Annotated in this window: 22 protein-coding genes; 14 read left to right on the top strand and 8 right to left on the bottom strand. The window is 60.3% G+C overall.

The annotated features are described in order from the left end of the window. Positions 1-530: 530 nt before the first annotated feature. The 4 genes from JN756_RS18890 to JN756_RS18875 all read left to right on the top strand — a co-directional run bounded on the left by JN756_RS18890 (position 531) and on the right by JN756_RS18875 (position 6455). On the top strand, positions 531-1856 hold the full coding sequence (locus JN756_RS18890) for an OprD family porin (protein WP_057004399.1): 1326 nt from the start codon (positions 531-533) through the stop codon (positions 1854-1856). A gap of 1232 nt (positions 1857-3088) precedes the next feature. Further along, the gene (locus JN756_RS18885; protein ID WP_017846714.1) at positions 3089-3802 is read left to right on the top strand and encodes a hypothetical protein; all 714 of its coding nucleotides are present in this window, start codon (positions 3089-3091) and stop codon (positions 3800-3802) included. A 127-nt stretch (positions 3803-3929) separates the two neighbouring features. Then, entirely contained in the window at positions 3930-4199 is a 270-nt protein-coding gene (locus JN756_RS18880; protein ID WP_017846713.1) for a hypothetical protein, read from the top strand. Positions 4200-4337: 138 nt separating this feature from the next. Further along, positions 4338-6455, top strand: coding sequence for a TonB-dependent receptor family protein (locus tag JN756_RS18875; RefSeq protein WP_201021173.1), 2118 nt, complete (start codon positions 4338-4340; stop codon positions 6453-6455). On the opposite strand, the gene JN756_RS18870 is transcribed toward JN756_RS18875, so the two are convergent. Together JN756_RS18870 and JN756_RS18865 are read right to left on the bottom strand one after the other, a co-directional pair. Beyond that, positions 6425-6754, bottom strand: a complete 330-nt coding sequence (locus JN756_RS18870; RefSeq protein ID WP_057004397.1) for a DUF7693 family protein — start codon at positions 6752-6754, stop codon at positions 6425-6427. The two genes, JN756_RS18875 and JN756_RS18870, sit on opposite strands and share 31 nt — an antisense overlap. A 90-nt stretch (positions 6755-6844) precedes the next feature. Continuing rightward, the gene (locus tag JN756_RS18865) at positions 6845-8662 is read right to left on the bottom strand and encodes a sigma-54-dependent Fis family transcriptional regulator (RefSeq protein WP_169881985.1); all 1818 of its coding nucleotides are present in this window, start codon (positions 8660-8662) and stop codon (positions 6845-6847) included. Positions 8663-8990: 328 nt separating this feature from the next. On the opposite strand from JN756_RS18865, the gene JN756_RS18860 reads away from it, so the two are divergent. From JN756_RS18860 to JN756_RS18835, 6 genes are all read left to right on the top strand, one after another. Next, positions 8991-10085 carry an ABC transporter ATP-binding protein gene (locus JN756_RS18860; protein ID WP_017846710.1) on the top strand — a complete coding sequence of 365 codons (1095 nt, stop codon included), beginning with the start codon at positions 8991-8993 and terminating at the stop codon, positions 10083-10085. Continuing rightward, entirely contained in the window at positions 10085-11182 is a 1098-nt protein-coding gene (locus JN756_RS18855; protein ID WP_057004394.1) for an ABC transporter ATP-binding protein, read from the top strand. Before JN756_RS18860 ends, JN756_RS18855 begins: the two co-directional genes overlap by 1 nt. Then, on the top strand, positions 11179-12045 hold the full coding sequence (locus JN756_RS18850; RefSeq protein ID WP_005789024.1) for a carbohydrate ABC transporter permease: 867 nt from the start codon (positions 11179-11181) through the stop codon (positions 12043-12045). Before JN756_RS18855 ends, JN756_RS18850 begins: the two co-directional genes overlap by 4 nt. A gap of 10 nt (positions 12046-12055) precedes the next feature. Next, positions 12056-12856, top strand: coding sequence for a carbohydrate ABC transporter permease (locus JN756_RS18845; RefSeq protein WP_017846707.1), 801 nt, complete (start codon positions 12056-12058; stop codon positions 12854-12856). Positions 12857-12866: 10 nt separating this feature from the next. Next, entirely contained in the window at positions 12867-13139 is a 273-nt protein-coding gene (locus JN756_RS18840; RefSeq protein WP_017846706.1) for a DUF2160 domain-containing protein, read from the top strand. Between the two features lie 169 nt (positions 13140-13308). Continuing rightward, positions 13309-15051, top strand: a complete 1743-nt coding sequence (locus JN756_RS18835) for an ABC transporter substrate-binding protein (protein WP_057004393.1) — start codon at positions 13309-13311, stop codon at positions 15049-15051. A 120-nt stretch (positions 15052-15171) separates the two neighbouring features. Here JN756_RS18835 and potE read toward each other — a convergent pair whose 3' ends face one another. The 3 genes from potE to JN756_RS18820 form a co-directional block, all read right to left on the bottom strand. Beyond that, a complete protein-coding gene (gene potE, locus JN756_RS18830) occupies positions 15172-16500 on the bottom strand; it encodes a putrescine-ornithine antiporter (RefSeq protein ID WP_046487170.1) in 1329 nt (442 codons plus the stop codon). Positions 16501-16842: 342 nt separating this feature from the next. Then, positions 16843-17274, bottom strand: coding sequence for a hypothetical protein (locus JN756_RS18825; RefSeq protein WP_201021172.1), 432 nt, complete (start codon positions 17272-17274; stop codon positions 16843-16845). Positions 17275-17421: 147 nt separating this feature from the next. Further along, the gene (locus tag JN756_RS18820; protein WP_057004388.1) at positions 17422-18570 is read right to left on the bottom strand and encodes an aldose epimerase family protein; all 1149 of its coding nucleotides are present in this window, start codon (positions 18568-18570) and stop codon (positions 17422-17424) included. Positions 18571-18708: 138 nt separating this feature from the next. Between JN756_RS18820 and JN756_RS18815 the strand changes: the two genes are divergently transcribed. Then, positions 18709-19476 carry an SDR family NAD(P)-dependent oxidoreductase gene (locus JN756_RS18815; protein ID WP_017846701.1) on the top strand — a complete coding sequence of 256 codons (768 nt, stop codon included), beginning with the start codon at positions 18709-18711 and terminating at the stop codon, positions 19474-19476. 6 nt (positions 19477-19482) lie between these two features. On the opposite strand, the gene JN756_RS18810 is transcribed toward JN756_RS18815, so the two are convergent. Next, entirely contained in the window at positions 19483-20085 is a 603-nt protein-coding gene (locus JN756_RS18810) for a glutathione S-transferase family protein (protein ID WP_046383026.1), read from the bottom strand. 114 nt (positions 20086-20199) lie between these two features. On the opposite strand from JN756_RS18810, the gene JN756_RS18805 reads away from it, so the two are divergent. Then, positions 20200-21126 carry a LysR substrate-binding domain-containing protein gene (locus JN756_RS18805; protein WP_169864337.1) on the top strand — a complete coding sequence of 309 codons (927 nt, stop codon included), beginning with the start codon at positions 20200-20202 and terminating at the stop codon, positions 21124-21126. Between the two features lie 81 nt (positions 21127-21207). Then, positions 21208-22044, top strand: a complete 837-nt coding sequence (gene yghU / locus JN756_RS18800) for a glutathione-dependent disulfide-bond oxidoreductase (RefSeq protein WP_046383028.1) — start codon at positions 21208-21210, stop codon at positions 22042-22044. 12 nt (positions 22045-22056) lie between these two features. On the opposite strand, the gene JN756_RS18795 is transcribed toward yghU, so the two are convergent. Then, positions 22057-22929, bottom strand: a complete 873-nt coding sequence (locus JN756_RS18795; protein ID WP_017846697.1) for an undecaprenyl-diphosphate phosphatase — start codon at positions 22927-22929, stop codon at positions 22057-22059. Between the two features lie 179 nt (positions 22930-23108). Here JN756_RS18795 and JN756_RS18790 point away from each other — a divergent pair, with 179 nt between their 5' ends. Then, entirely contained in the window at positions 23109-23615 is a 507-nt protein-coding gene (locus JN756_RS18790; RefSeq protein WP_026139989.1) for a GNAT family N-acetyltransferase, read from the top strand. Here JN756_RS18790 and JN756_RS18785 read toward each other — a convergent pair. Then, positions 23612-24556: a GlxA family transcriptional regulator gene (locus tag JN756_RS18785; RefSeq protein WP_079444156.1), complete on the bottom strand. Its 945-nt coding sequence runs from the start codon at positions 24554-24556 to the stop codon at positions 23612-23614. The two genes, JN756_RS18790 and JN756_RS18785, sit on opposite strands and share 4 nt — an antisense overlap. Between the last annotated feature and the right edge of the window lie 42 nt (positions 24557-24598).

Here is a 24598-nt window from a genome sequence, read left to right as displayed (position 1 = left end):
CGACCTCGAGGCATGCGTCTAAGACCATCATGTAATCCGTCCTACAGGTACGCTAGCACAACGTTGCTTTAAATATTGCGGCATTCGCCGCTCTCGATAAGGGAGCCCCAAGAACGCCTGAATCAGTTTGGCCCTTTGCGGATATCCAGGCTCAGAGCGTGCCGTTTTCATCGTGCAGTTGGGACTTTAGATGTATGCGAAACATCGATGTCCAGCTCATTTCACGCGTCCGGCTGTCTTGTATAAACCTGAATTGTTACAGAAATGGAAAATTACTTTCACGGGAAACGAGGTCATTCCATCGGCGGGAAAGTGTTATAAGTTTTTCACCTTAGGCTCTGCCCTGTACTAAAAATAAACCGTTATAAAACGGTACCTTGCGCTGCGCAGTCAATGCGTTGCGACTTAGAAACCTTCTCATCTGCCATCGACTTATGACTCTTCGCTTTTGACCGCCTGACTTCAGGGGAGACCCTGCTGACTGTGCGTTGAGAGACGAGGCAGCTCTATTAAAAACAGGGGAACAAACAATGTCTTTTAAGTGGAATTTGGTGGCGCTGACGGTCTCGCTGGGTGTTAGTCAACTAGCGTCAGCCGCGGGTGTGGAGGACCAAGCGACTGCCAAGGGGTTTGTTGAAGGCAGTAGTTTGAACCTGCTGCTTCGCAACTTTTATTTTGATCGTGACGGTAAGAATTCGGCGGGCGACAAACAGGATTGGTTGCAGGTGATGCAAGGCAACTTCTCCTCCGGCTTCACCCAAGGCACCATCGGTTTTGGTGTAGATGCTTACGGATACTGGGGCGTGAAGCTGGACGGTGGCAAAGGCAATGCAGGCTCTGGCAACTTGCCGGTCGACAGCAACGGCCGGCCGGAGAATGACTTCAGCAGTGCAGGCGCGTCGATCAAGGCACGGTTCTCCAAGACTGAACTGCATTATGGCAACTTGCAGCCCAACAACCCGGTCCTGGCCACGGCGGGTACTCGCGCCACGCCTCAAACGGCGACTGGCTTCAACCTGTTGAGCAGCGAAATTGAAGGGTTGAACCTCGACGCCGGGCACTTCACCAGCAGTAACGGTCCGACCACGACCAACAATAGCCACGAATTGTATGCCGGTTATGCCAACATACCGGCCAAGAGCATTGACTACCTCGGTGGCAAGTACACGCTGACCGATAACTTGTCCATGAGCGTGTTTGCCTCGGACCTCAAGGACGTCTGGCATCAATACTACGGTAATGCCAACTACACGATTCCGTTCACTGCCGATCAATCATTGAACCTGGACTTCAACATCTACCGCACCACCGACTCCGGCCAGTCCAAAGCCGGCTCCATCAACAACACCACTTGGTCGTTGGCGGCGGCGTACTCTTTCCTGAGTGCTCATACCGTCACACTGGCGTTCCAGAAGGTTCACGGCGACACGCCGTTCGACTATGTGGCCGTGGGTAATAACAAGTCGGGTGATCTGGCCGACTCCATCTTCCTGGCCAACTCGGTTCAATATTCTGACTTTAACGGCCCAGGCGAAAAGTCCTGGCAGGCCCGTTATGACTTGAACATGGCGACTTATGGCGTGCCAGGGCTGAGTTTTATGACGCGCTACCTCAACGGTGACAATATCGACGGCACGCACATGCCGGTCGGCAGCGCCTACCGTGCCTATGGTTATGGTGCTGACGGCAAGCACCATGAAACCAACTTTGAAGCCAAATACGTGGTGCAGAGCGGCCCGGTCAAAGACTTGTCGATGCGCGTGCGTCAAGCCTGGCACCGCGGTAACGCTGATCAGGCGGAAGGGGATTACAACGAAACCCGTCTGATCGTGGATTACCCCATCTCGATTTTCTAAGCGGACGATCGCCGGTCAAGCCCGGAAGACGCAACGCATTGACGGCCAGTTTCAGTTCTGCTGAAACTGGCCGTTTTGTTTGTATAAAGCGCTTGATGTCTGGGCTTTGCACGGCAAGGTTGAGGTCGCCGATTTTGGCGCCTGAACCTGCGGATCGTTGCGCGGTTGTGTTGGTTCGGGTGCCGACCGACCCTGAGGTCGCTTTGGTCTGCCCCATTGCGGCTGGTCTGCTACCAGCATCATTGTTTAACAATTAATGTGAAAATAATGCAATAGAACGAGTTGAGAGTACTTCCCATACTTAAGCAACTTAGTTGGTTTTGAATCGCGTGGAGTGTGAAAATAGTGTGATATTGATGTGAAGGGATTGCGTACTGGTAAGTGTGTTTGCGAAGAAAGCCGATAAGGCAAAAGCAATCTGTAGATTTGAATGAAAATGTCTTTTGCTCTATGTTTTTAGATGGGCTGTTGAAGGGGGCGGTGGGCACCGGTTGATAGATGGTTTATTCAGCCAGGCCAGGTTTATCTCTTCAGTTTCAACCCATTTTGCGCCAGGGTTTCGAGTGCAGGTCTTGAATCCTATACAGCAACCGTCGTTGTCGATCAAAACGTAATGTTTATAACGGTAATGTGGCGCGAATAGACCAAAACAGAACGCCATGATCGGGAACCTCATTCAAAATAGCTAAGTATATTTTGCAGTTTAGATCCGATACCTCAGGGATGTAACGATCTGGCAGGCTGCAGGCTCATCAATTTTATGTTTTTGTTAATTGTATTCAATCTCGTTTCTGCTGGTTCAAGCGATAGGTGATGCCGGCGTCACTTCGGTCGTTGAACCGGCGTTGAGCGCCAGAGTCCCCATTTCAATCTAAACAGCAGACGTCTGAAAGGAAGCGGTATTTCAGCGTATGGGCTTTGCAGAGCGTGATTTTAAATATTGAAAGTCACTTATTTTGTATTTGTGACTAAGCCACTCGGTACTAGATCCTGATTGGGTAATCCTGCCGATCGCGATACGGCATAGGGTGCTCGAAGTTGTGTCTTTGCGAAACGCATTAACATGCTCTGGGGGCTTCTCATGTCATTCCGGGTTTTCTGTTGCCCAATCCTGCACTTTTTCGGATTTTTCGGATCTATCTCTATCCCAGCCATACTCATACTGCGTGTGGACATAAGAACTAGACTTGGTGCCGATGGATCATACGTTCCCGCCTCTTACCTGCCGATGGATGAACCGCCCGCGCTGGCTCGTCCTCGTGTTTCTGCTCTGCACCACCGCCTGCAGCCAGCAACAGGGGCGCGATATCGCCAGGCAATTCAGCAATGGCAAGCCTGATGAGTTTCTCCAGACCAGCGTCGACCGCATGGCCACCCTCGGCATGCGCGATAACCTGCAAAGCCTGTATCTGCTGATGAACAAGCTGTACCTGCGCAACCCCAACCAGTGGCGGCAGTCGGGTTACCTGGACGCGGTGAGCGCGGCGCGGGAAATCCGCTCGGCCATCGAAAACCGTCAACCGCTGCCCGCCCTGGGGGATCGTCGCGATCTGGCGGCCCTGAGTTACTCCTTGAGCCCCGAGTTTCGCGGCGATCGGGTCGGGGCGTTTATCTATGCGATTGGCAGCATGCTGGTGACTGCACATGGCGGGCGCACCCGGTTCTATATCTCTGACACGATCAACCCGCAATTCGTCAGCAACGCGGCGCGCAATATCGAAAAGGCCACCTGGCTGCTCAGCCAGCGTCAGGATGCCAATGGCGTGCTGCTGCTGTTTTCCAACGAGATCTCGGAGGAGGGCAGTAACCTCAGTTTCGCCGTCGAGTTCGGCAAGATCGTCGCGCGGCTCGACCTGCTGACCCAGATGCTCGATGAGCGCTACCGACGCATTGGCGTCAATTACGCGCAAAGCCTGTTGCTGATGAATTTTCTGCCGGTGCAGTGAGCGTTAGGACCGTCGAGTGCGGTGTTTCCGTTTCCTCTGTAGGAAGTGCCCTATCTTGCACTGCACTGCTTGAAACGTCCATCTGTCGGCAATAGCCTCGGACTTTTCTTAAATATGAGGCCCTACCTTGGGTAAGCGAAAAACGGTTTGGCCCACGGATCGCGAAATCCGCCTGCGATTTATCCTGTTTGCGGTGATTGACGCCGCGAGTGCGCAAGGCGTTTCTGCCGAGCTGTTGTTACCGGCACACAAACTGCTGCAGGAGTCGCCGACCGAAGCGCAATTTCGCGACGCCCTCAACAGCATTCTGACGACCGACGAAATGTACGGGTTCCGCTTTCCGGCGGGGTCGGAGGCGGATGACTTCATGCGCGCGCTGGCGTCCGCCGCGGGCTAGGAGACAGGTAGTTTTTTCAGGGGCCGGGAAGGCTCTGCGCCGTGAATAAGGCGTGACCTGGCGAGCGTCCCGGTCTTCCCATCACAGTTCGCGTGCGAGGCCTGGCCTTCACGCCCCCGCATTCCAAGGACTCGCCCCATGTTGCTGCGCCAACCCCCGCTGCTTTTTGCTGCCCTGACCCTCAGTTCCCTTGTGCAGGCCGAAGACCTGCAACTGGCGCCGGTCGAAGTCACCACCAGCGAAGCCAGCGCGGCTGAAGTGGCGCAGGCGCAGCTCAAGCGCGTGCCCGGCGGCACCAATTACATCGACATGGGCAGCGTGCAACAGGGGCGGGTGAGCACCAACGAGGACGTGTTCAAGTATCAGGCCGGGGTGTACGCCAAGGCGGCAAATAATGAAGGCGTCAAACTCTCGATCCGTGGCTCGGGCCTCAACCGCAGCCCCGGCGCCCATGCTTCCGGGTTGTACGAGACGCTCGACGGTTTGCCGCTGACAGGCCCCGGCGGTACGCCCTATGAACTCAAGGACCCCTTGTGGCAAAGCCGCGTCGAGGTGCTGCGCGGTGCCAACGGTTTTGATCAGGGCGCGCTGGCCCTGGGTGGGGCGGTCAATTACGTGACCCACACCGGCTACGACGCGCCCAAGCTGCAAGTGCGCTACGAAGCGGGCAGCCGTGGCTACGCCCAGCGCGAGATCAGTTCGGGCCAGGTGCTGGGGGATGCCGACTATTACATCAGCCTCACCGATTCCGAATCCGACGGCTATCAGCAGCAGAGCGCCGGCACGGGCAAGGGCGTCGCGGCCAACTTCGGCTACCGTTTCAATCCGAACCTGGAGACGCGCTTTTACTTGCGCTACCGCGAAACCACCAACGACACGCCAGGCAAGCTCACGCGCTACCAGATCAGCCATGATCCGCGTGCCGCCAACAGCCTCAACGCCGCCCGCGATTCAAAACGCCTGCAACCGGGCTCCACCTGGATCGCCAACAAGACCACGTTGCAGCTCGACGACAACGCACGGCTCGAAGTCGGCCTGGCCTATCACGACTACCCGATGGACCTGCGCGAGGGCACCAATCGCCTGAAAGTCGCCTACACCGATATCAGCGGCACGCTGAACTACATTCGCCAGGACACCCTGTTCGGTCACGACAGTAAAACCACGATCGGCCTGCGCACCACCCAGGCGATGCCCAACAATGGCGCGTCGGAATACGTGCGAATTCCTGTCCGCAATACCGCAGGCTATGCCCCCGGCACCAAGACCCGCGACTACAGCTACCTGGGCTCCGACACGGTGCTGCATATCGGCAACGACCTGGAACTGGTCCCGGACCTGTGGCTGACCACCGGCCTGGCCGCGATCTACACCCGCCGCGAAACCCAGGTGACCTATCCCGACGGCCAGGCGCCGCTCAGTCAACATGACTGGGACTATGCGCCGCGCATCGGCCTGCGCTATGACTTCACCCCGCAATTGCAGGTGTACGGCAACCTGAGCCGCTCGGTCGAGCCTCCGCATGCCTGGTCGATGATCTGGGGTTCCAACAAATACTTCGGGCCGGGCAGCGGCCCGGCCACCGGCCTGCAACGCGAAGGCGTGAGTTTGAAAAACCAGACCGCCACCACCCTGGAAGTCGGTGGCCGTGGTGATGCGTGGTTCGGCCAATGGGACCTGGCACTGTACCGCTCGGAAGTGCGCCACGAGTTGCTCACCGTTGAAACCCAGGCCCAGACCCCCACCAGCGACGCGATCCTCGCCGAGTCCAACGCCAGCCCGACGGTTCACCAAGGTGTCGAACTGAGCCTGCTCAGCCCGCTGTGGGACGGCGGCGGCAGCGGTAAGCTCGCCCTGCGCCAGGCCTACACCTTCAGCGACTTCCACTACCGCAACGACGACCGCTTCGGCGACAACACCTTGCCGGGTATTCCCAAGCACTACTACCAGGCACAGTTGCGCTACAGCCATCCGACCGGTTTCTACACCAGCCTCAACACCGAGCATTCCTCGCGGGTGGCGGTGGATTACGCCAATTCCTACTACGCGGCGGCCTATACCTTACTCGGCGCCACGTTCGGCTACGACGCCCCGCAGCAGGACTGGCAAGCCTGGGTCGACCTGCGCAACCTGACCAACCGCCGCTACGCCAACACCGTCACCCCGGGTTATGACGACAAGGGCCTGGACGCCGCCCGCTCCACGCCCGGGGACGGTCGGGGCATCTACACCGGCGTGTCGTGGAGCTGGCGCTGAGACACCGACAACAGGCGCTCGACTTGCGCGTGCTCCCACGTACTCATCAATGCCACTGGGTTGGTGCCATAGCGTTGCCAGCTGTCCAATGAGCCATGCCGTCCATCGGGTGAGCGGCAGTGCTGGCACCCCACCAGCACCGTACCTTGGGTCAGCAGCACCATCCGCCAGCCGTCGGTTTCCACGCTCACCGTGTCATCCGCTGCCGCGCAGGCGCTGATGACCCGCGTTTCCAGGGCCATATCCTTGAGCACTTGATAAGCCTCCCGTGCAGAAACGGTGGCGGCGGTTGCGGTCATCGGCGGTGTCCTCGTGATGGAGCGGCGCAGTGTCGCGTGCGGGCGAGGCGGTTTCAAGCCTGAGGGCAGCGGTCGATTGCTGCCCGGGTTTCAGTCATTGCCTTGGCGCAGGCGCTTGTACAGGGTGTTGCGGCTCACGCCGAGTTCCCGCGCCAGGTGGGAAATATTCCCGCCTGCCGCTTTCAAGCGCCGCGTCAGGTCAATGCTGTCCTCCAGAGGCGCGCTGTCGGGCAGCGGCGCCGTCACGTTCAGATCGACGAAGAAGTCGTCCGGCAGATGCTCCGGGCGGATCGGCTGCTCCTCGGCCATGGCCAACGCCACCTGCAACACACTGCTGACCTGGCGCAAATTGCCCGGCCACGGGTGCTGCTCGAACAACGCCAGCACCTCGGCGCTCAGCCCGGCCCATTGCTTCGGTTCGCGGTGTTGCTGCCACAGTTGTTGGAACAACGCCCGCTTGTCAGTGCGCTCGCGCAGCGGCGGCAACTCCAGGGTCAGCCCGCCAATGCGGTAGTACAAATCCTCACGGAAGCGCCCGGCCTGCACCTGCTCGCGTAGCACATGGTTGGTGGCGGAGATGATGCGCAAATCCACCGGGAACAACTCGCTGCTGCCCACCGGTTGCACGCAGCGTTCCTGTAAGACCCGCAGCAAGCGGGCCTGGGTCGGCAGTGGCATATCACCGATCTCGTCGAGAAACAGCGTGCCCTTGTCGGCCTTGCGGATCAGGCCGACGCTGCCTTTTTGATTGGCGCCGGTGAAGGCGCCTTTTTCGTAGCCGAACAGTTCCGATTCCACCAGCTCAGCGGGAATCGCCGCACAGTTCACCGCGATAAAGGCCTGTTGGCTGCGCGAACTGGCCTGGTGCAGGGCTTTGACGAACACCTCTTTGCCCACGCCGGTTTCACCGTGGATCAGCAGCGGAATGTCCTTTTCCAGCAGGCGCTCGGCCTGGCGCACGGCTTTTTCCACGCGCACATCGCCGAAATGCAGGGTCTTGAGGCTGATCGGTGTGGCTTGCGGCGGCGCCGGTTCGCTGAAAACCCGCGCGTGTACCGGCATCTGCTTGGGCCGCTTCAACAAACACTGGAAGCGATTGCGGCCGGCCGCCTGCAAGGAGAACGGCAAACCCTCCGGCTGATTCAGTAACTCCAGCATCGACACCTTGAACAAGCGGTCGATCATCACCCGCGACAGGCTGATGCCCAGCAGGTTGTCGGCGCGGCGGTTGGCCGATAACACCTGGCCGCTTTCATCAAAGATCAGCAGGCCCGCCCATTGGCTGTCGAGGTTGTTCAGCCCGGTGTTGAAGGTCAGCTGGAAATGCTCGCCGCGAAACAGGTTGAGGATCAGCCGGTTTTCCACGGTCTGGCTCATCATCTTGACCATGCCCAGGGTGTGGGAGGGCGGCAGGTAGCTGTCGCTGGACACGTCCAGCACCGCGATGATTTCGCGCTGGGCGTCGAAGATCGGCGCCGCCGAACCGGTCATGAAGCGGTTGGCCTTGAGGAAGTGTTCATCGTGTTCGATATGCACCGCCTGGGCACAGGCCAGCGCGGTGCCGATGGCATTGGTGCCGCTGGAACGCTCCATCCAGCTGGCGCCGGGGCTGAAACCACGGGCCAACTTGGGGTCGATAAAGCGCTGGGTGCCCCACGACGTCAAAACCTGGCCCTGGTTGTCGGCCAGCATGATCAGGCAGTTAGAGTTGCTCAGGATGTTCTCGTAGTAAGGCAACACTTCCTGGTGGGTGGTCTGCACCAGGGAATGCTGGCTCTCCAGCAATTGGCTGATGCCCTCGGCGGGCAGTTGGTCAAAGCTGGGTGGGCTCTGGTGGTCCAGGCCGAATGCGCGGCAGCGGCGCCAGGACTCCTGGATGAGGGTGTCGTGAGTCAGCGGTTCGGCCATGGAGACCTTCTTTTTATTGTTTTTGGGTCTTGCGCAATCTAACGGATGTCACCCGGTCGATGTGGGAGGGGGCAAGTCGAATCGTCGCACCGCCCCTCCCGCATGTGTTCTGCGTTGTTCAGTCAATCGGGTTCAAACAGTGTTGTTCAGAACTGTTCATTGTCAACCCACTGAGTGTTCAGTTGTTCAGTCCGAATTGTTCATATTTGTTCGCTCCCGAACCTCGCTTTCAGGGCATTTCCTTGTGGATCAAGCACCTGCTGCGGTTGGCACGAAACTCGCTGTGACCACTGGCCAGATTCATTCCAATAATAAAAAAGGGCGTGTCATGTCATTGACCCTGGAACATGTCTCCCGCGTCATCGAAGGCCAGACCTGGATCGACGACGCCAACCTGCGTTTCGAGGCCGGCTCCTTCAATGTGCTGCTCGGTCGCACCCTGTCCGGCAAGACCAGCCTGATGCGCCTGATGGCCGGCCTGGACAAGCCCGACAGCGGCCGCATCCTGATGAACGGCGTGGATGTCACCGCTAAACCGGTGCGCCTGCGCAACGTGTCGATGGTGTATCAACAGTTCATCAACTACCCGACCATGACCGTGTTCGAGAACATCGCCTCGCCGTTGCGCCAGGCGGGTGTGTCCAACGAGCTGATCCAGAGCAAGGTGCTGGAAACCGCGAAGATGCTGCGCATCGAGAAGTTCCTCAAGCGCCACCCGCTGGAGCTGTCCGGCGGCCAGCAGCAACGCACGGCGATGGCCCGCGCGTTGGTGAAGGATGCCGAACTGATCCTGTTCGATGAGCCGTTGGTGAACCTGGACTACAAACTGCGCGAAGAGCTGCGTCAGGAAATGCGCGAGCTGTTCAAGGCCCGCCACACCATTGCGATTTACGCCACCACCGAGCCCAACGAAGCGCTGGCACTCGGCGGCACCACCACCATCCTCCACGAAGGCCGGGTGATCCAGAGCGGCAAGGCGGCCGAGGTCTATCACCAGCCGCAGACCGTATTGGCCGCCGAGTTGTTTTCCGAACCGCCGATCAACCTGATGCCGGGCAGCATCCGCGGCAATGAAGTGAGCTTCGCCAATTTCGTACACTTCCCACTCAATGTTGACCTGCGTCCCATCGGCGAGGGCGAGTTCCGCTTTGGCGTGCGCCCCAGCCATATCAGCCTGGTGCCCAGCAACGACGACGACCTCGAACTGGCGGTGACCGTGGAAGTCGCCGAGATCAGCGGCTCGGAAACCTTCCTGCATGTGCGCAGCGAGCATTTCCTGCTGGTGCTGCACTTGCCGGGGGTGCATGAGTACGACGTCGACGCGCCGATCCGTGTGTATATCCCCACCCATAAACTGTTTGTGTTCGATGGCCAGGGCCGCTTGGTCCAGGCCCCCGGACGCCGTGTCGCGAGGGTTGCCTGATGGCTGAGATCCATTTGCAGAACCTGGCGCACAGCTACAGCCCTACGCCGACAGGTCCCGAGGACTACGCCATTCGGGAAATGAACCACGTATGGGAGCAGGGCGGCGCCTACGCCTTGCTCGGGCCTTCGGGCTGCGGCAAATCAACCCTGCTCAATATCATCTCCGGCCTGCTCAGCCCGTCCGAAGGGCACGTGCTGTTCGACCATAAAGTGGTCAACGAGCTGACCCCGGAAAAACGCAACATCGCCCAGGTGTTCCAGTTCCCGGTGGTGTACGACACCATGACGGTATTCGACAACCTGGCTTTCCCGTTGCGTAACCAGGGCATGGCCGAGGCGAAAATTCACAGCAAGGTGCAGGAAATTGCCGAAGTCCTCGACCTGCAAAGCCTGCTGAGCAAAAAGGCACGCAACCTCACCGCCGACGAAAAACAGAAAGTCTCCATGGGCCGGGGCCTGGTGCGCGACGACGTCTCGGCGATCCTGTTCGATGAACCGCTGACGGTGATCGACCCGCACCTCAAATGGAAACTGCGGCGCAAGCTCAAGCAGATCCACGAGCAGTTCAATATCACCATGGTCTACGTGACCCACGACCAGCTGGAAGCCTCGACCTTCGCCGACAAGATCGCGGTGATGTACGGCGGGCAAATTGTGCAATTCGGCACGCCGCGGGAGTTGTTCGAGCGGCCGAGCCATACGTTTGTCGGCTATTTCATCGGCAGCCCTGGGATGAATCTGATCGAAGTGCAGGCCGAGGCCGGCGGAGTGCGCTTTGCCGACACCCATCTGCGGTTGTCCGAGGCTGTGCAGCAACGCCTTGCCGACACGGCCTACACGACCTTGCAGGTGGGGATCCGCCCGGAATTCATTCATGTGTGGGATGAGCATAACCCCGACGCACTGCAAGCCGACGTCACCCATATTGAGGACCTCGGCACCTACAAGATCCTGACCCTGAACCTGGACGGCGCCACCCTGAAAGTGCGTCTGGCCGAAGACAAACCGGTGCCCGAAGGCACCGCCTCTATCAGCTTCCCCGCGCAGTGGCTGATGCTCTACGCCGACGATTACCTGCTGGAGGTGCGGCCATGAACAAGGTGCAGAACAACAAGGCCTGGTGGTTGGTGTTGCCGGTGTTCCTGCTGGTGGCATTCAGTGCGGTGATCCCGATGATGACGGTGGTCAACTACTCGGTGCAGGACATTTTCGACCAGTCCAGCCGCTATTTCGTCGGCGCCGACTGGTACAAACAGGTGCTGCTCGACCCGCGTCTGCACGACTCGCTGCTGCGCCAGTTCATCTACTCGGCGTGCGTGCTGCTGATCGAAATCCCGCTGGGCATCGCCATCGCCCTGACCATGCCGACCAAGGGCCGCTGGTCGTCGCTGGTGCTGATCATCCTCGCCATTCCGTTGCTGATTCCGTGGAACGTGGTGGGCACCATCTGGCAGATTTTCGGCCGCGCCGATATCGGCCTGCTCGGCTCTACCCTCAATGCGATGGGCATCAGCTACAACTACGCGGCCAACACCATGGACGCCTGGGTCACGGTGCTGGTGATGGATGTCTGGCACTGGACCTCCCTGGTGGCGCTGCTGTGCTACTCGGGGCTGCGCGCTATTCCAGACGTGTACTACCAGGCGGCGCGTATCGATCGGGCGTCGGCCTGGGCGGTTTTCCGACATATCCAGCTGCCGAAGATGAAAAGTGTGCTGCTGATCGCGGTGATGCTGCGCTTCATGGACAGTTTCATGATCTACACCGAGCCCTTCGTACTGACCGGTGGCGGGCCGGGTAACGCCACCACGTTCCTCAGCCAGACGCTGACCCAGATGGCTGTCGGCCAATTCGACCTAGGCCCGGCCGCGGCGTTTTCCCTGGTGTACTTCCTGATCATCCTGTTGGTGTCCTGGCTGTTCTACACCGCCATGACCCATTCCGACGCCAACCGCTGAGGCCACCAACATGAGCAAGCGCAAAGTCATACCGCTGCTGATCTACATCCTGTTCCTGCTGGTGCCGATCTACTGGCTGCTGAACATGTCCTTCAAAAGCAATACCGAAATCCTCGGCGGGCTGACGCTGTTTCCGCAGGATTTCACCCTGGCCAACTACAAGGTGATCTTCACTGACCCGAGTTGGTACACCGGCTATCTCAACTCGCTGTACTACGTGAGCCTGAACACGCTGATCTCCTTGAGCGTGGCGCTGCCGGCGGCGTATGCGTTCTCGCGCTATCGCTTCCTGGGCGACAAGCACCTGTTTTTCTGGCTGCTGACCAACCGCATGGCGCCGCCGGCGGTGTTTCTGTTGCCGTTTTTCCAGCTGTATTCGTCCATCGGCCTGTTCGACACGCATATCGCGGTGGCCCTGGCGCACTGCCTGTTCAACGTGCCATTGGCGGTGTGGATTCTTGAAGGCTTCATGTCGGGTGTGCCCAAGGAAATCGACGAAACCGCCTACATTGACGGCTACTCCTTCCCCAAGTTCTTTGTGAAGATTTTTATCCCATTGATCGGCTCCGGCATCGGCGTGACGGCGTTTTTCTGCTTCATGTTTTCCTGGGTCGAACTGCTGCTCGCACGCACCCTGACTTCGGTCAATGCCAAGCCCATCGCGGCGGTGATGACCCGCACCGTCTCGGCGTCGGGGATCGACTGGGGCGTACTGGCGGCGGCGGGGGTGTTGACCATCCTGCCCGGCATGCTGGTGATCTGGTTTGTACGCAACCACGTGGCCAAGGGCTTTGCCCTCGGCCGGGTCTGAGGAGTCGATGATGGAATGGATGGCCTGGACCACCCCCACTGCGCTGTTCTTTGGCGGTATCGCCCTGATTCTGGCGGGCATGACCACTTGGGAATTGCGCGCGCCGAGTATCCCTCGGCGCGGGTTTCTGCCGATCAGCACCACCCGTGGTGATCGTTTGTTTATCGGTCTTCTCGGTAGCGCCTACCTGCACCTGCTGGTGATCGGCGCAACCGACTGGAGCATCTGGGTGGCGTCCGCGCTCTCCCTTGTATGGCTGTTGTGTGTGATGCGTTGGGGCTAGTGCGGATGCCTCTATTCCCTGTAGGAGCGAGCTTGCTCGCGAAATTCGTCAACGATAACGCGGCGTTTCTGGGCGTGCGCGGTGTCTGGGCGTTTTTCGCGAGCAAGCTCGCTCCTACAAGGGGTGTGTGGCGTTTGTAGTCCCTTTTGAAATCAACCAGGAGGTCTCTATGTTCGATAAAAACAATAAGCTGCGACATAGCATTTCATTGGCCGCCGTACTGGCCCTCAGCGGTTTGAGTGCCACGGCCTGGGCCGATGCGTATGAAGAGGCGGCGAAAAAATGGATCGGCAGCGAGTTCAAGCCGTCGACCCTCACGGCCGACCAGCAGCTCGAGGAACTCAAGTGGTTCATCAAGGCCGCCGAACCGTTCCGTGGGATGAAGATCAACGTGGTGTCGGAAACCCTCACCACCCATGAGTACGAATCCAAGGTGCTGGCCAAGGCCTTCAGTGAAATCACCGGTATCAAGCTGACCCACGACCTGCTGCAGGAAGGCGATGTGGTGGAAAAGCTGCAAACCCAGATGCAGTCCGACAAGAATATCTATGACGGCTGGGTCAACGATTCCGACCTGATCGGTACGCACTTTCGCTACGGCAAAACCGAATCCATCACCGACCTGATGGCCAACGAAGGCAAGGACTTCACCTCGCCGACCCTGGATATCAAGGACTTTATCGGTATCTCCTTCACCACCGCGCCGGACGGCAAGATCTACCAGTTACCCGACCAGCAATTCGCCAACCTGTACTGGTTCCGCGCTGACTGGTTCGAGCGGCCGGAGCTGAAAGCCAAGTTCAAGGAAAAATACGGCTACGACCTCGGCGTGCCGGTGAACTGGTCGGCCTATGAAGACATCGCCAAGTTCTTCAGCGAGGACGTCAAGCAAATCGACGGCAAGCGCATCTATGGGCATATGGACTACGGCAAGAAAGACCCGTCCCTCGGCTGGCGCTTCACCGATGCCTGGTTCTCCATGGCTGGTGGCGGCGACAAGGGTTTGCCCAACGGTTTGCCGGTGGACGAGTGGGGCATTCGCGTCGAGGACTGCCACCCGGTGGGCTCCAGCGTCACCCGGGGCGGCGACACCAACGGCCCGGCGGCGGTGTTCGCCACGCAGAAATACGTGGACTGGATGAAAGCCTACGCACCGCCGGAAGCGGCCGGCATGACCTTCTCCGAATCCGGCCCGGTGCCGTCCCAGGGCAACATCGCCCAGCAGATCTTCTGGTACACCGCGTTCACGGCCGACATGACCAAGCCGGGCCTGCCCGTGGTCAACGCCGACGGCACACCGAAATGGCGTATGGCGCCGTCGCCCGTCGGACCTTATTGGGAAAAGGGCATGAAGAAGGGTTATCAGGACGTGGGTTCCTGGACCTTCCTCAAGTCGACGCCTGAGAAGCAGAAGCTCGCGGCCTGGCTGTACGCGCAGTTCGTCACCTCGAAAACCGTGTCGCTGAAGAAAACCATCGTCGGCCTGACGCCGATCCGTGAGTCGGACATCAATTCCCAGGCCATGACCGACCTGGCGCCGAAGCTTGGCGGCCTGGTGGAGTTCTACCGCAGCCCGGCCCGGGTCGAGTGGACCCCGACCGGCACCAACGTGCCGGACTATCCACGCCTGGCGCAACTGTGGTGGAGCAACATTGCGGCGGCGGCCAGCGGCGAGAAAACCCCGCAACAGGCGCTCGACAACCTGGCCAAGGAGCAAGACGCGATCATGACGCGCCTGGAGCGCTCCAAAGTGCAACCGGTGTGCGGTCCGAAAATGAACCCGGAACGTGACGCCCAATACTGGTTCGACCAGCCCGGCGCGCCGAAGCCGAAACTGGCCAACGAGAAACCCAAAGGCGAAACCGTGGCCTACGGCGACCTGCTCAAGCAGTGGGAGGCGGCGCGTAAATAATCAGTTCAGGCAAACGCGGTAAACACTGTAGGAGGGGGCTTGCCCCCGATAGCGGTGGTTCAGTCAATGCATGTATCGACTGGCGCAATCGGGGGCAAACCCCCTCCCACATTTTGATCTTCATCTGCCAGGGGAGTCTGCCGGTTCCCCGACAAACCGTTTGGCCAGAAAGCCATACAACAGATACCCGAACGCCAGCACCAGCATCGCGCCAAATACCGCCTCTTCACCGCAGGCATAAATCGCATACAGCGAATACCCCACGGCCACCAGCACCACCAGCGTATTGCGCGCCTGCACCGTCGCGCTGGCGTGTGCCTTGTACATCATCACCAGCAGGCCGGTGAGGGCGGTCACGTAGGGCAGCAGGTTGGTCACCACCGCCAGGTTCACCAGTTTGCTGAACTGCGCGCTGGCGCTGGGCGAGATGGTCGACAAGGCAATCAGGCTTTGCAGCGTGGCACACGCCAGCAGCCCCAGCACCGGTGCATTCGCGGCGCTGATGCGGCTGAAAAAACGCGGAAACAGGCGTTGGTCCGCCGACATCTTGGCTGTTTGCGCCAGGGTGAATTGCCAGCCCAGCAACGAGCCGATACAGGCCACCACCGCCAACGCCATGATCAGCTTGCCGACCCAGGGGCTGAACATCTGTGCGTAAACCAGTGCGAACGGTGCGGAGGACGCCGCCAGTTCGGCATTGGGCACGATGCCCTGGATCACCGCGGTCGACAGCACATACACCACCGCCACCCCAAGCGTGCCGAGCAGGCAGGCCAGGGGCACGGTGCGGTTGGGGTTCTCCACCGCGTCGTAGCCTTGGGCGGCCGACTCCATGCCAAGAAAGGCCCACAGGGTCAGAGGAATACTCGCACTGACGGCGTCCCACAGGTGCCGTTGGTGTGGGTTCCAGGCGGCCGTGAACACCTCGGGCTTGAAATAGAACCAACCGATCACGCAGAGTCCCGCCACTGGAATGATCACGCCCCATACCGTGACCACTCCGATGCGCCCGGTGATGCGCGGGCCGCCGAAGTTGGCCACGGTGGTCAGCCAGATCAGCGCCAGGCTGCCGACGAACAACGGTCCCGGCCCGCTGCCCAGCCACGGAATGAACGACGACAAATAACCCACCGCCGAAATCGCAATCGCCACATTGGCAATGATCAGCGACAGAAAATACAGAAACGAACACAGGAAAAACCCCGACTTGCCGTGGGCCTCCTCGGTATACGCCGACATCCCGCCGCTGCGGGTACAGAACAGCCCGCATTGAGCGAAGCCGTAGGCGATCGCCATCGAACCGAGCGCAGTGACGACCCACGACAGCAGCGAAATCGCGCCCAGTTGCGCCATGCTGGCCGGCAACATGATGATCCCCGAGCCCATCATGTTGATCGCTACGAGGGTGGTCAGGCCCAACAGGCTCATCTTCTTGCTTGGTGCGGCCATCCAGAACTCCTTGTGATCAACGCAAAACCTGAGCTGTGCTTTTGCTGCGCCAACCCTGCGCGGCGGCAGTCGGGCGACATTGTCACGCGCAGGATGCCCGTCTCGGTGCGACGGTGTTCGGCTTTGGCGGTGAAGGCGCGTTATTCGATCAAGCGGCTATTCATCGTGGGCCATGCTGATCCCACTGATGAAACTTGCGCAAGGAAAAAGCCGAAATAGGCAGGATTGGCGTAGGGACAGCGGCGTCCCTGGGTAGGACGCTCGCTACTGTGCTCACTCAACGGTTCGATTTATCACCCCGACGCCTGAGCCGCACATTCAAGGGCGGCTCAAAGGGAGGGATCAGGCCATGGCCTGCGGTTGGATGCGCAGTTCGCCCTCGACATCCTTGGCCAACCCACTGGCCAGAAACAACGGGGCGAGGCGCTTGTGCAGCTGTGGCTCGACAAACTCCTTCACCGTCGGCAATGCCAGCACACCACTGAGCGGCAACTCCGCCTTGGTGTACGACAGCCACGCCTTTTTCAACATCAACAGCACATCGCTGCCGGCCGTCGAGGCAAAGCGGCGGTGGGTGGGTTTGGTGTCGAGGTTGAAGGTGTGCTGGAACTCATAGCCGGTTTCCTCCCCGCCAGCGGCAGCACAGCGCACGCAGGTGCAGGGGCCGTCGCCGAATGCGTTGCGCAGGTAGGCGTTGAAGTCCACCACGGGTTTGAGTGACAGACGCTTATCCACCTCGAACAGGTCCCCGATTATTTTTTCGTCAGTGTTCAACGTCCAATTCCTTGCTGGTAGGCGGCTTTTCAAAGCGCGGCACAATAGCAGCCAAGCACGGTTTTGGGGACTATTTGCATCACATTAGCGCCGGGCGCCGGCTTGCCGGCGACAGCGTTTCGGTCGCCGGCAAGCCCGCCGCCATCCTCAATCGGCGGAAAACTTCAAGATGGTGCGCTGGGTGTAGGTCTGCCCGGGGTCCAAGCGTGTCGAGGCAAACGTCGGTTGGTTCGGCGCATCGGGAAAGTGCTGGGTCTCCAGTGTGAAACCGCTCCAATGCAGGTAGGTTTTGCCTGCCTTGCCCTTCACCGAGCCATCGAGGAAGTTGCTGGTATAGAACTGCACCCCAGGTTCCGTGGTGTAGAGCTGCAAACGGCGGCCGGAGGCGGGGTCGTACACGTCGGCGGCGAGTTGCTTGATGTCGCCTTGGGTATCCAGCGCCCAGTTGAAGTCAAACCCGCCCTGTTTCGGCTCGGCGAATTTGAGTTGCGGATGCGCGTCCTTGATGTGCTGGCCGATGGCGGTGGGCTGGAGAAAGTCCATCGGCGTGCCCTTGACCGGTGCCACTTCGCCGGTGGGAATCAAGGTGGCATTCACCGGCGTGTAGTGGCTGGCGTGCAAGGTCGCCACCTGCTTGAGGATGTCGCCGTTGCCCGCGCCGGCGAGGTTGAAATAGCTGTGGTTGGTGAGGTTGAGCACCGTCGGTTTGTCGGTGGTGGCCTTGTAGTCGATGTGCAATTCGTTGTTGTCGTTGAGCCGATAGGTGACTTCGGTGGTCAGGTTGCCGGGAAAGCCCATCTCGCCGTCCTTGGACAGGTAGGTCAGGGTCACGCCGACCGAATCCTTGTCCTTGACGGGCTTGGCTTGCCACACGCGCTTGTCGAAGCCCTGGGCGCCGCCATGCAGCGAATTGGGACCGTCGTTGAGCGGCACCTGATAACGCTTGCCGTCGAGCTCGAACGCACCGCCGGCCAGGCGATTGCCGAAGCGGCCAATGGTCGCGCCAAAAAACGCCGTACCGCGCTGATAGCCCTGCACATCATCGAAGCCGAGCACCACGTCCTCGACCTTGCCGTGCTTGTCCGGCACTTTCAGCGCCTGCAACACGCCGCCATAGGTGATGACCGTGGCTTGCATGCCATGGCTGTTGCGCAATATGTACTGCTCGACAGCGGTGCCGTCGTTGGTTTTCCCGAAGGGTTTGTGTTCACTGGACAGACCGGCGGCCTGCGCGCCACCGCTGGCGATCAGCATGGACAAGGCGAGGCCGGACAACAGGTATCGAGGGTGCTTCATGGTCGAACTTCCTTTTGTTGTTTTGAGTGGAATAGTTCTACTAATGTGCGATATTTTGTCGGTGAGGCCGCAAATTTATAGCCTTAAACGCCGATTTCGTAAAATAAAATAAGACTAATTGATCGAGGCAACCTTGATATGAGTACTGAACAGGCCGTTTATCCCGACCTCAAGGGCAAGACCGTATTGATTTCCGGAGGCGCTTCGGGGATCGGCGAATTCATGGTGCGAGCCTTCGCCGGGCAGGGGGCCAAGGTGGCGTTCGTCGACCGCGCGCAAGGCCAGGGCGAGCGCCTGGCCGCGTTGTTGAGTGCCCAGGGGCACACCGTCGAGTTCGGTCACTGCGATATCACCGACGAGATTGCCTACAAGGCCGCGATTGCGCGCTTCGAATACGCCCTGGGGCCGATCACCGTGTTGGTGAACAATGCCGCCAACGACGTGCGTCATACCCTGGAGGAAGTTGATTCGGAGACGTTCGACAAGCTGATCGCGGTCAACCTCAAGCACGCCTTTTTTGCCGCCAAGGCTGTGGTGCCGATGATGAAACGTGCGGGTGGCGGTTCGATCATCAACCTGGGCTCCGTTGGCTGGATGATGGCCTCCGCCGGCTACCCGGTGTACGCCGCCAGCAAGGCCGCCGCCCACGGCATGACGCGGGCGCTGGCGCGTGAGCTGGGCCCGGACCGTATCCGCGTCAATACGCTGGTGCCGGGTTGGGTGATGACCGAAAAACAATTGACGATGTGGGTCGACGACGCCGCCAAGGAACTGATCAGCCGCAGCCAGTGCCTGCCTGGCAGCGTATTGCCGGAGCACATCGCCAGCATGGCGCTGTTTCTCGCCTCGCAGGCGTCAGCGATGTGTTCGGCGCAGAACTTCATTGTCGATGGCGGCTGGGTGTAACTCCGGTCACTCGATGGGGTAGCGCTTGAAGGCCGGGTGCTGCTCCAGGCGTTCGGCGTGGCGTTGCACATGGGGGAACGCATCCGCCTTGACCACCGAGGCCACGGTGAACTGGCTGAAGGACCAGGCGACCGCCACCGTCAGCGAGGCTTGGGTCAGCGCTTCGCTGTCGGCCTGGCTCAGGTGTTTGTCCAGCAGCGTATACGCGGCCAGCAATTGCCCGCTGACGCGGTCGAGCCACGGCGCATGCTGCTTCTCGGCCGGCCGCAGGTTGTGTTCATAGACGATCTGCACGCTTTTCTCACAGGCCGCCAGGGCCAGCCCGAGCAACTGCAAGTCCTTGGCGCGTGCCGCGGGGGGCTGCGGCAGCAGCTTTCTGTCAGCTGGCGCGAGGGTTTCGAGGTAATCCAGGATCAGGCTGGAGTCCATCAACACGGTCCCATCGTCCAACACCAGGGTGGGCGCCTTGACCACGGGGTTGATCCGCGCGAATGCGTTGTAGGTGCTGAACACGGACAAGGGCTCATGCACAAAATCCACCCCGTACAGTTCCAGGGAAATGGCCACGCGACGTACATAAGGCGAGTCCAGCATGCCGACCAGTTTCATAAAGCCTCCTTGGTAATGGGTAGTTGGCAGGATTGGTTAATTTAGGTAACTTTAAAGCGGCTGTAGGTCCTGCAATATCGATTATTTTTACCGTAAAAGGTTAGCTTAGCTTACATGAACGCATTTCCTCCCTTGACCTGCCTGCGCAGCTTCGAAGCCACCTCGCGATTGGGCAGCGTGACCTTGGCGGCCAGGGAACTGCACGTTACCCACTCAGCCATCAGCCAGCAGATCAAGGTGCTGGAAGAGCTCGTCGGTCTGGCCTTGTTCGTGCGCGAAGGTCGCGGCCTGCGGGTGAGCGAAGACGGGCGCCTGTACGCCTTGCAGATTCGCAAGGCGCTGGGAGATATCGCCGAAGCCACGCGCTTGATCCAGGCCCAACCCAAGACCGATGAACTGGTGGTCGCGGTGCTGCCCTCGTTCGGCTGCTCCTGGCTGGTCCCACGCCTGCCGACGTTCCAGGCGTTGTACCCGCATATCCGCATTCGCTTGCAAGCCAGCCTGAGCATTTCCAACCTGCATCAGGAATCGGTCGATATCGGCATCCGCATGGGCGAGGGCGATTGGGACGGCGTGGAGCAGCGGCTGTTGTTTCACGATGAAGTGATCGCCGTGGCCGCGCCTCATTTCAATCATGGGCAGCTGCCGCAGACACCAGAGCAGATCGTCGACAGCCCGATCATCCATAGCACCGAGTCCTGGCTGCCATGGTGCGAGGCGGCGGGCGTCGAGATGTCCGGCGAGCACGCCGGCTTATGCAGCAATGACTCCAACCTGATCCTGGAGGCGGTGCGCCTGGGGCAGGGCATCGCCCTGGAGCGGCGCAGCCTGGTGCAGGACGCCATCGCCCGTGGCGAACTGGTGCAGCTCGGCGATATCAGTGTGCCCTACGCGTATCCCTACTGGCTGGTCTGGCCGCCCCGCGAAGGTTCGCACACCAAGCAGCAGGCGTTTTCCCAGTGGTTGTTCAAGGAAGTGGACAGTTACCTGGGGCAATTGAAAGGCGTTACCGATAAGTGTCCACCCAGCGCTCAAGGATGAAGGCTGGGTTGTGACGCAACCCCAACCTTTGGTTTAGTCTGGGTCGATTCGTTGACCTCAAGCACATCAGGAGTCGTGAGCATGACCGAATACGTACCCCCCAAGGTCTGGACCTGGGACACCGAAAGTGGCGGCACATTCGCCAGTATCAACCGGCCCATCGCCGGAGCGACTCACGACAAGGTACTGCCGGTCGGCAAGCACCCGCTGCAGCTGTACTCGCTGGCCACGCCCAATGGGCAGAAAGTCACGATCCTGCTCGAAGAGCTGCTGGCCCTCGGGCATACCGGCGCGGAATACGACGCCTGGCTGATCAAGATCGGCGACGGCGACCAGTTCGGCAGCGGCTTTGTCGCGGTGAACCCGAACTCGAAAATCCCCGCCTTGCTCGACCGCAGCGGCGCCACGCCGATTCGCGTGTTCGAGTCCGGCGCGATCCTGCAGTACCTGGCGGAGAAATTCGGGGCGTTCTTCCCGACCGAACCTGCGGCCCGCGCCGAGTGCCTGTCGTGGCTGTTCTGGCAGATGGGCAGCGCGCCGTACCTGGGCGGTGGCTTCGGGCATTTCTACGCCTATGCGCCGAGCAAGATGGAGTACCCGATCAACCGCTTTGCCATGGAAACCAAGCGCCAACTGGATGTGCTCGACAAGCGCCTGGCCGTGAGCGAGTACATTGCTGGTGACGACTACACCATCGCCGACATCGCCATCTGGCCCTGGTACGGTGGCCTGGTCAAAGGCCGCCTGTATGACGCGGCGCAGTTTCTTTCGGTGCAGGATTACAAGCATGTGCTGCGCTGGGCCGATGCGATCGAGGCGCGCCCGGCGGTGCAGCGTGGACGGCGGGTCAACCGGGTGTCCGGGCCGCTCGAAGAGCAACTGCCGGAGCGGCACGATGCGCGCGATTTCGAGCGCTGAGGTCGATGAGGCTCAGCTCAACAACCCGGTGCTGACCGCCACGATCAGGAAGATCCCCAGCAGCGCACGGTAGATCACGAACGGCCAGGTGGAGAACCGCTCCAGGAACTTCATCAGGCCCCAGATCGCGAAGAACGCCGAGACGCTGGCGACTACCAGGCCAAACAGCAAGTGCGGCCAGGCATGCACCGGCATATCGGCGTGCAGCAGCACCCACAGCTCCTTCAAGCCGGCGAGGGCGATCGCCGGCAGGCCCAGCAGAAAGGAGAAACGCGCAGCCTCTTCACGCTTGAAATTGAGGAACAGCGCGGCGGTCAGTGTGGAGCCGGAGCGCGAGACCCCGGGAATCAAGGCGCCAATCTGTGCGATACCGACGATCAACGCATCGCGCAGGCGCATTTCGCTCACCTCCCGCGTATGCCGCGCACGCAGTTCGGCCGCCGCCAGCAACACTGCCATCACCACGCAGGCGATGCCGATCACCATCAGCCCGCGCAGCGGCGAGTTACAGGCATTCAAGGTCGACGACAACGCCAGGCCGGCAATGCAGATCGGAATGGTCGCCAGCACAATCGCCACCGCCAGCTTGAACCACTGATTGTTGTAGTCACCCTGGCGCACCGCGCCAATGCTGCCGGTGACCACCTGGCGCACATCGCGCCAGAAGTAACTGACCACCGCCGCCAGCGCCGCCAGTTGCATCGCCGCCGAAAACGCCGAGCCCGGGTCTTGCCAGCCGAGCAGGGCGGGGACCACACGCATATGGGCGGTGGACGACACCGGCAACAACTCGGTAATGCCCTGGATCACGCCCAGGATGAAAATCTGCAGGTAATCCAGGGAGGCGAAGCCCACATCCAGGCCGGCGGAACAGACGTTGGTCAAAGTACATGTCCTTGAGAAAAAAGAGGCAGCCGGCGAAGTTTATTCGAAATGTTTCGAAGGTTCGGACGGGGCGGCAGCTATTTGCAATCGGTTCAGCAAGTAGAAAGGTTCATGCCGCTATTGGACTGGGGCAGCGTTTTGTGAACAATGGCGCCCTGCGTTTTTTCACCGAGAGCCTCATGCCTGAAACCACCGTCGAATTGATCCAGACCGGCCCGGAAGCGTCCGAGCTGATCCGCAATCTGTACCAGTACTACGCCTATGAGTCCTCGGACTGGGAGCAGGAAGATGTCGAGGCGGACGGCCGTTTCTACATCCATGACGAACACCTGAACCGCTATTGGCACGACCCGCAGTGGAGTGCCAACCTGCTGCTGGTCGACGGTTATATCGCCGGCTTCCTGCTGATCGAAGGCAGTGAATTGCCGGGCATCGATGCCCTGGAACTGGCCGACCTGTTCATCCTCAAGCGCTATCGGCGCAAGGGCATCGGCAGCGCGATCGCCACCCAGGTGCTATGCAGCGGCGCGGCCAACTGGCTGGTGCGTTTCTATGACCAGGATGAAGTGTCCCAGGCGTTCTGGCGCACCGTGCTGGATAACCTGCCACGCCCGGTGCAGACCCTCGAGCTGGACGATGATCCGCAACTGACCAGTTACCTGATCACGCGGGCGTCGTTGCACTAAACGCTGCGCTCGCTGAAAAAAGCCTGCTGCATGGCCTGGGGCGGCTGCCCGAAGGCACGCAGAAACGCCTGGCGCATGCGCTCGCGGTCGCCGAAGCCGGTTTCGCGGGCGACCACCTCGACCGGGTGGCGGCTGGTTTCCATCATCGCCCGCGCCGCTTCCACCCGCAGGGATTCGATGGCCTTGGCCGGTGTCTGCCCGGTTTCTTCGCGAAACACCCGGCTGAACTGGCGCGGGCTGAGCCGGGCGACATCGGCCAGGGCTTCCACCGACAGGTCGTGGGTCAGGTTCTCGCGGGCATAGGCCAGGGCCAGTTGGATGCGGTCGGATTTGGGGTCCAATTCCAGCAACGCCGACAACTGCGACTGTTCGCTGCCCCGACGCTGGGCAATCACCAGCTTGCGCGCGATACGCCGGGCGAGGTCGCTGCCCAGGTCGTTCTCCACCATCGCCAGCGCCAGGTCGACCCCGGCGCTCATGCCGGCGCCGGTCCAGATCTGGCCGTCGACGATGAACAGTTTGTCTTCTTCCAACTGAATATCCGGGTAGCGTTTGCGAAACGCCGGTGCGTGAATCCAGTGAGTGGTGGTGCGCTTGCCCGCCAATAACCCGGCCTCGGCCAGCACAAAGATGCCCATGCACAGCGAGGCGACACGCCGCGATTGAGCGGACGCGGCCTTGACCAGCGCCAGCAGGTTGGCCTCCGGCAGGCGAAATTCCAGGTGACCGCTGACGATCAGGGTGTCATAGCCCTGCGGCCGGATCGGCGTGGTGTTCACCGAGAACCCCTGGGACGTCATCACCGCGCCGCCGCTTTCCGACACCAGGTGAAACTCGTAGGCCGGCTCGCCGCGCAGCAGGTTCGCGCACTCGAACACCGAGCCTAGGCTGAGGCTCAGGGACTGGAAGTTCGGGTAAACCATCAGCGCAACGCTATGCATCGCCATACTCCAACGCGGGCGGGAGGGGCGATTGTCGGCGCG

It is taken from the genome of Pseudomonas sp. Y39-6 (assembly GCF_023651955.1).
GTDB classification, from domain to species: Bacteria; Pseudomonadota; Gammaproteobacteria; order Pseudomonadales; family Pseudomonadaceae; genus Aquipseudomonas; species Aquipseudomonas veronii.
Note: the sequence above shows the minus strand (reverse complement) of the source record. Positions and strands in the feature narration are given on the sequence as shown.

Bases quoted from the DNA above. Each gene is read 5' to 3' on its own strand.
- JN756_RS18890 (WP_057004399.1), top strand. From the start codon at position 531: ATGTCTTTTAAGTGGAATTTGGTGGCGCTGACGGTCTCGCTGGGTGTT.
- JN756_RS18885 (WP_017846714.1), top strand. From the start codon at position 3,089: ATGAACCGCCCGCGCTGGCTCGTCCTCGTGTTTCTGCTCTGCACCACC.
- JN756_RS18875 (WP_201021173.1), top strand. From the start codon at position 4,338: ATGTTGCTGCGCCAACCCCCGCTGCTTTTTGCTGCCCTGACCCTCAGT.
- JN756_RS18870 (WP_057004397.1), bottom strand. From the start codon at position 6,754: ATGACCGCAACCGCCGCCACCGTTTCTGCACGGGAGGCTTATCAAGTG.
- JN756_RS18865 (WP_169881985.1), bottom strand. From the start codon at position 8,662: ATGGCCGAACCGCTGACTCACGACACCCTCATCCAGGAGTCCTGGCGC.
- JN756_RS18860 (WP_017846710.1), top strand. From the start codon at position 8,991: ATGTCATTGACCCTGGAACATGTCTCCCGCGTCATCGAAGGCCAGACC.
- JN756_RS18855 (WP_057004394.1), top strand. From the start codon at position 10,085: ATGGCTGAGATCCATTTGCAGAACCTGGCGCACAGCTACAGCCCTACG.
- JN756_RS18850 (WP_005789024.1), top strand. From the start codon at position 11,179: ATGAACAAGGTGCAGAACAACAAGGCCTGGTGGTTGGTGTTGCCGGTG.
- JN756_RS18845 (WP_017846707.1), top strand. From the start codon at position 12,056: ATGAGCAAGCGCAAAGTCATACCGCTGCTGATCTACATCCTGTTCCTG.
- JN756_RS18840 (WP_017846706.1), top strand. From the start codon at position 12,867: ATGGAATGGATGGCCTGGACCACCCCCACTGCGCTGTTCTTTGGCGGT.
- JN756_RS18835 (WP_057004393.1), top strand. From the start codon at position 13,309: ATGTTCGATAAAAACAATAAGCTGCGACATAGCATTTCATTGGCCGCC.
- potE (WP_046487170.1), bottom strand. From the start codon at position 16,500: ATGGCCGCACCAAGCAAGAAGATGAGCCTGTTGGGCCTGACCACCCTC.
- JN756_RS18820 (WP_057004388.1), bottom strand. From the start codon at position 18,570: ATGAAGCACCCTCGATACCTGTTGTCCGGCCTCGCCTTGTCCATGCTG.
- JN756_RS18815 (WP_017846701.1), top strand. From the start codon at position 18,709: ATGAGTACTGAACAGGCCGTTTATCCCGACCTCAAGGGCAAGACCGTA.
- JN756_RS18810 (WP_046383026.1), bottom strand. From the start codon at position 20,085: ATGAAACTGGTCGGCATGCTGGACTCGCCTTATGTACGTCGCGTGGCC.
- JN756_RS18805 (WP_169864337.1), top strand. From the start codon at position 20,200: ATGAACGCATTTCCTCCCTTGACCTGCCTGCGCAGCTTCGAAGCCACC.
- yghU (WP_046383028.1), top strand. From the start codon at position 21,208: ATGACCGAATACGTACCCCCCAAGGTCTGGACCTGGGACACCGAAAGT.
- JN756_RS18790 (WP_026139989.1), top strand. From the start codon at position 23,109: ATGCCTGAAACCACCGTCGAATTGATCCAGACCGGCCCGGAAGCGTCC.
- JN756_RS18785 (WP_079444156.1), bottom strand. From the start codon at position 24,556: ATGCATAGCGTTGCGCTGATGGTTTACCCGAACTTCCAGTCCCTGAGC.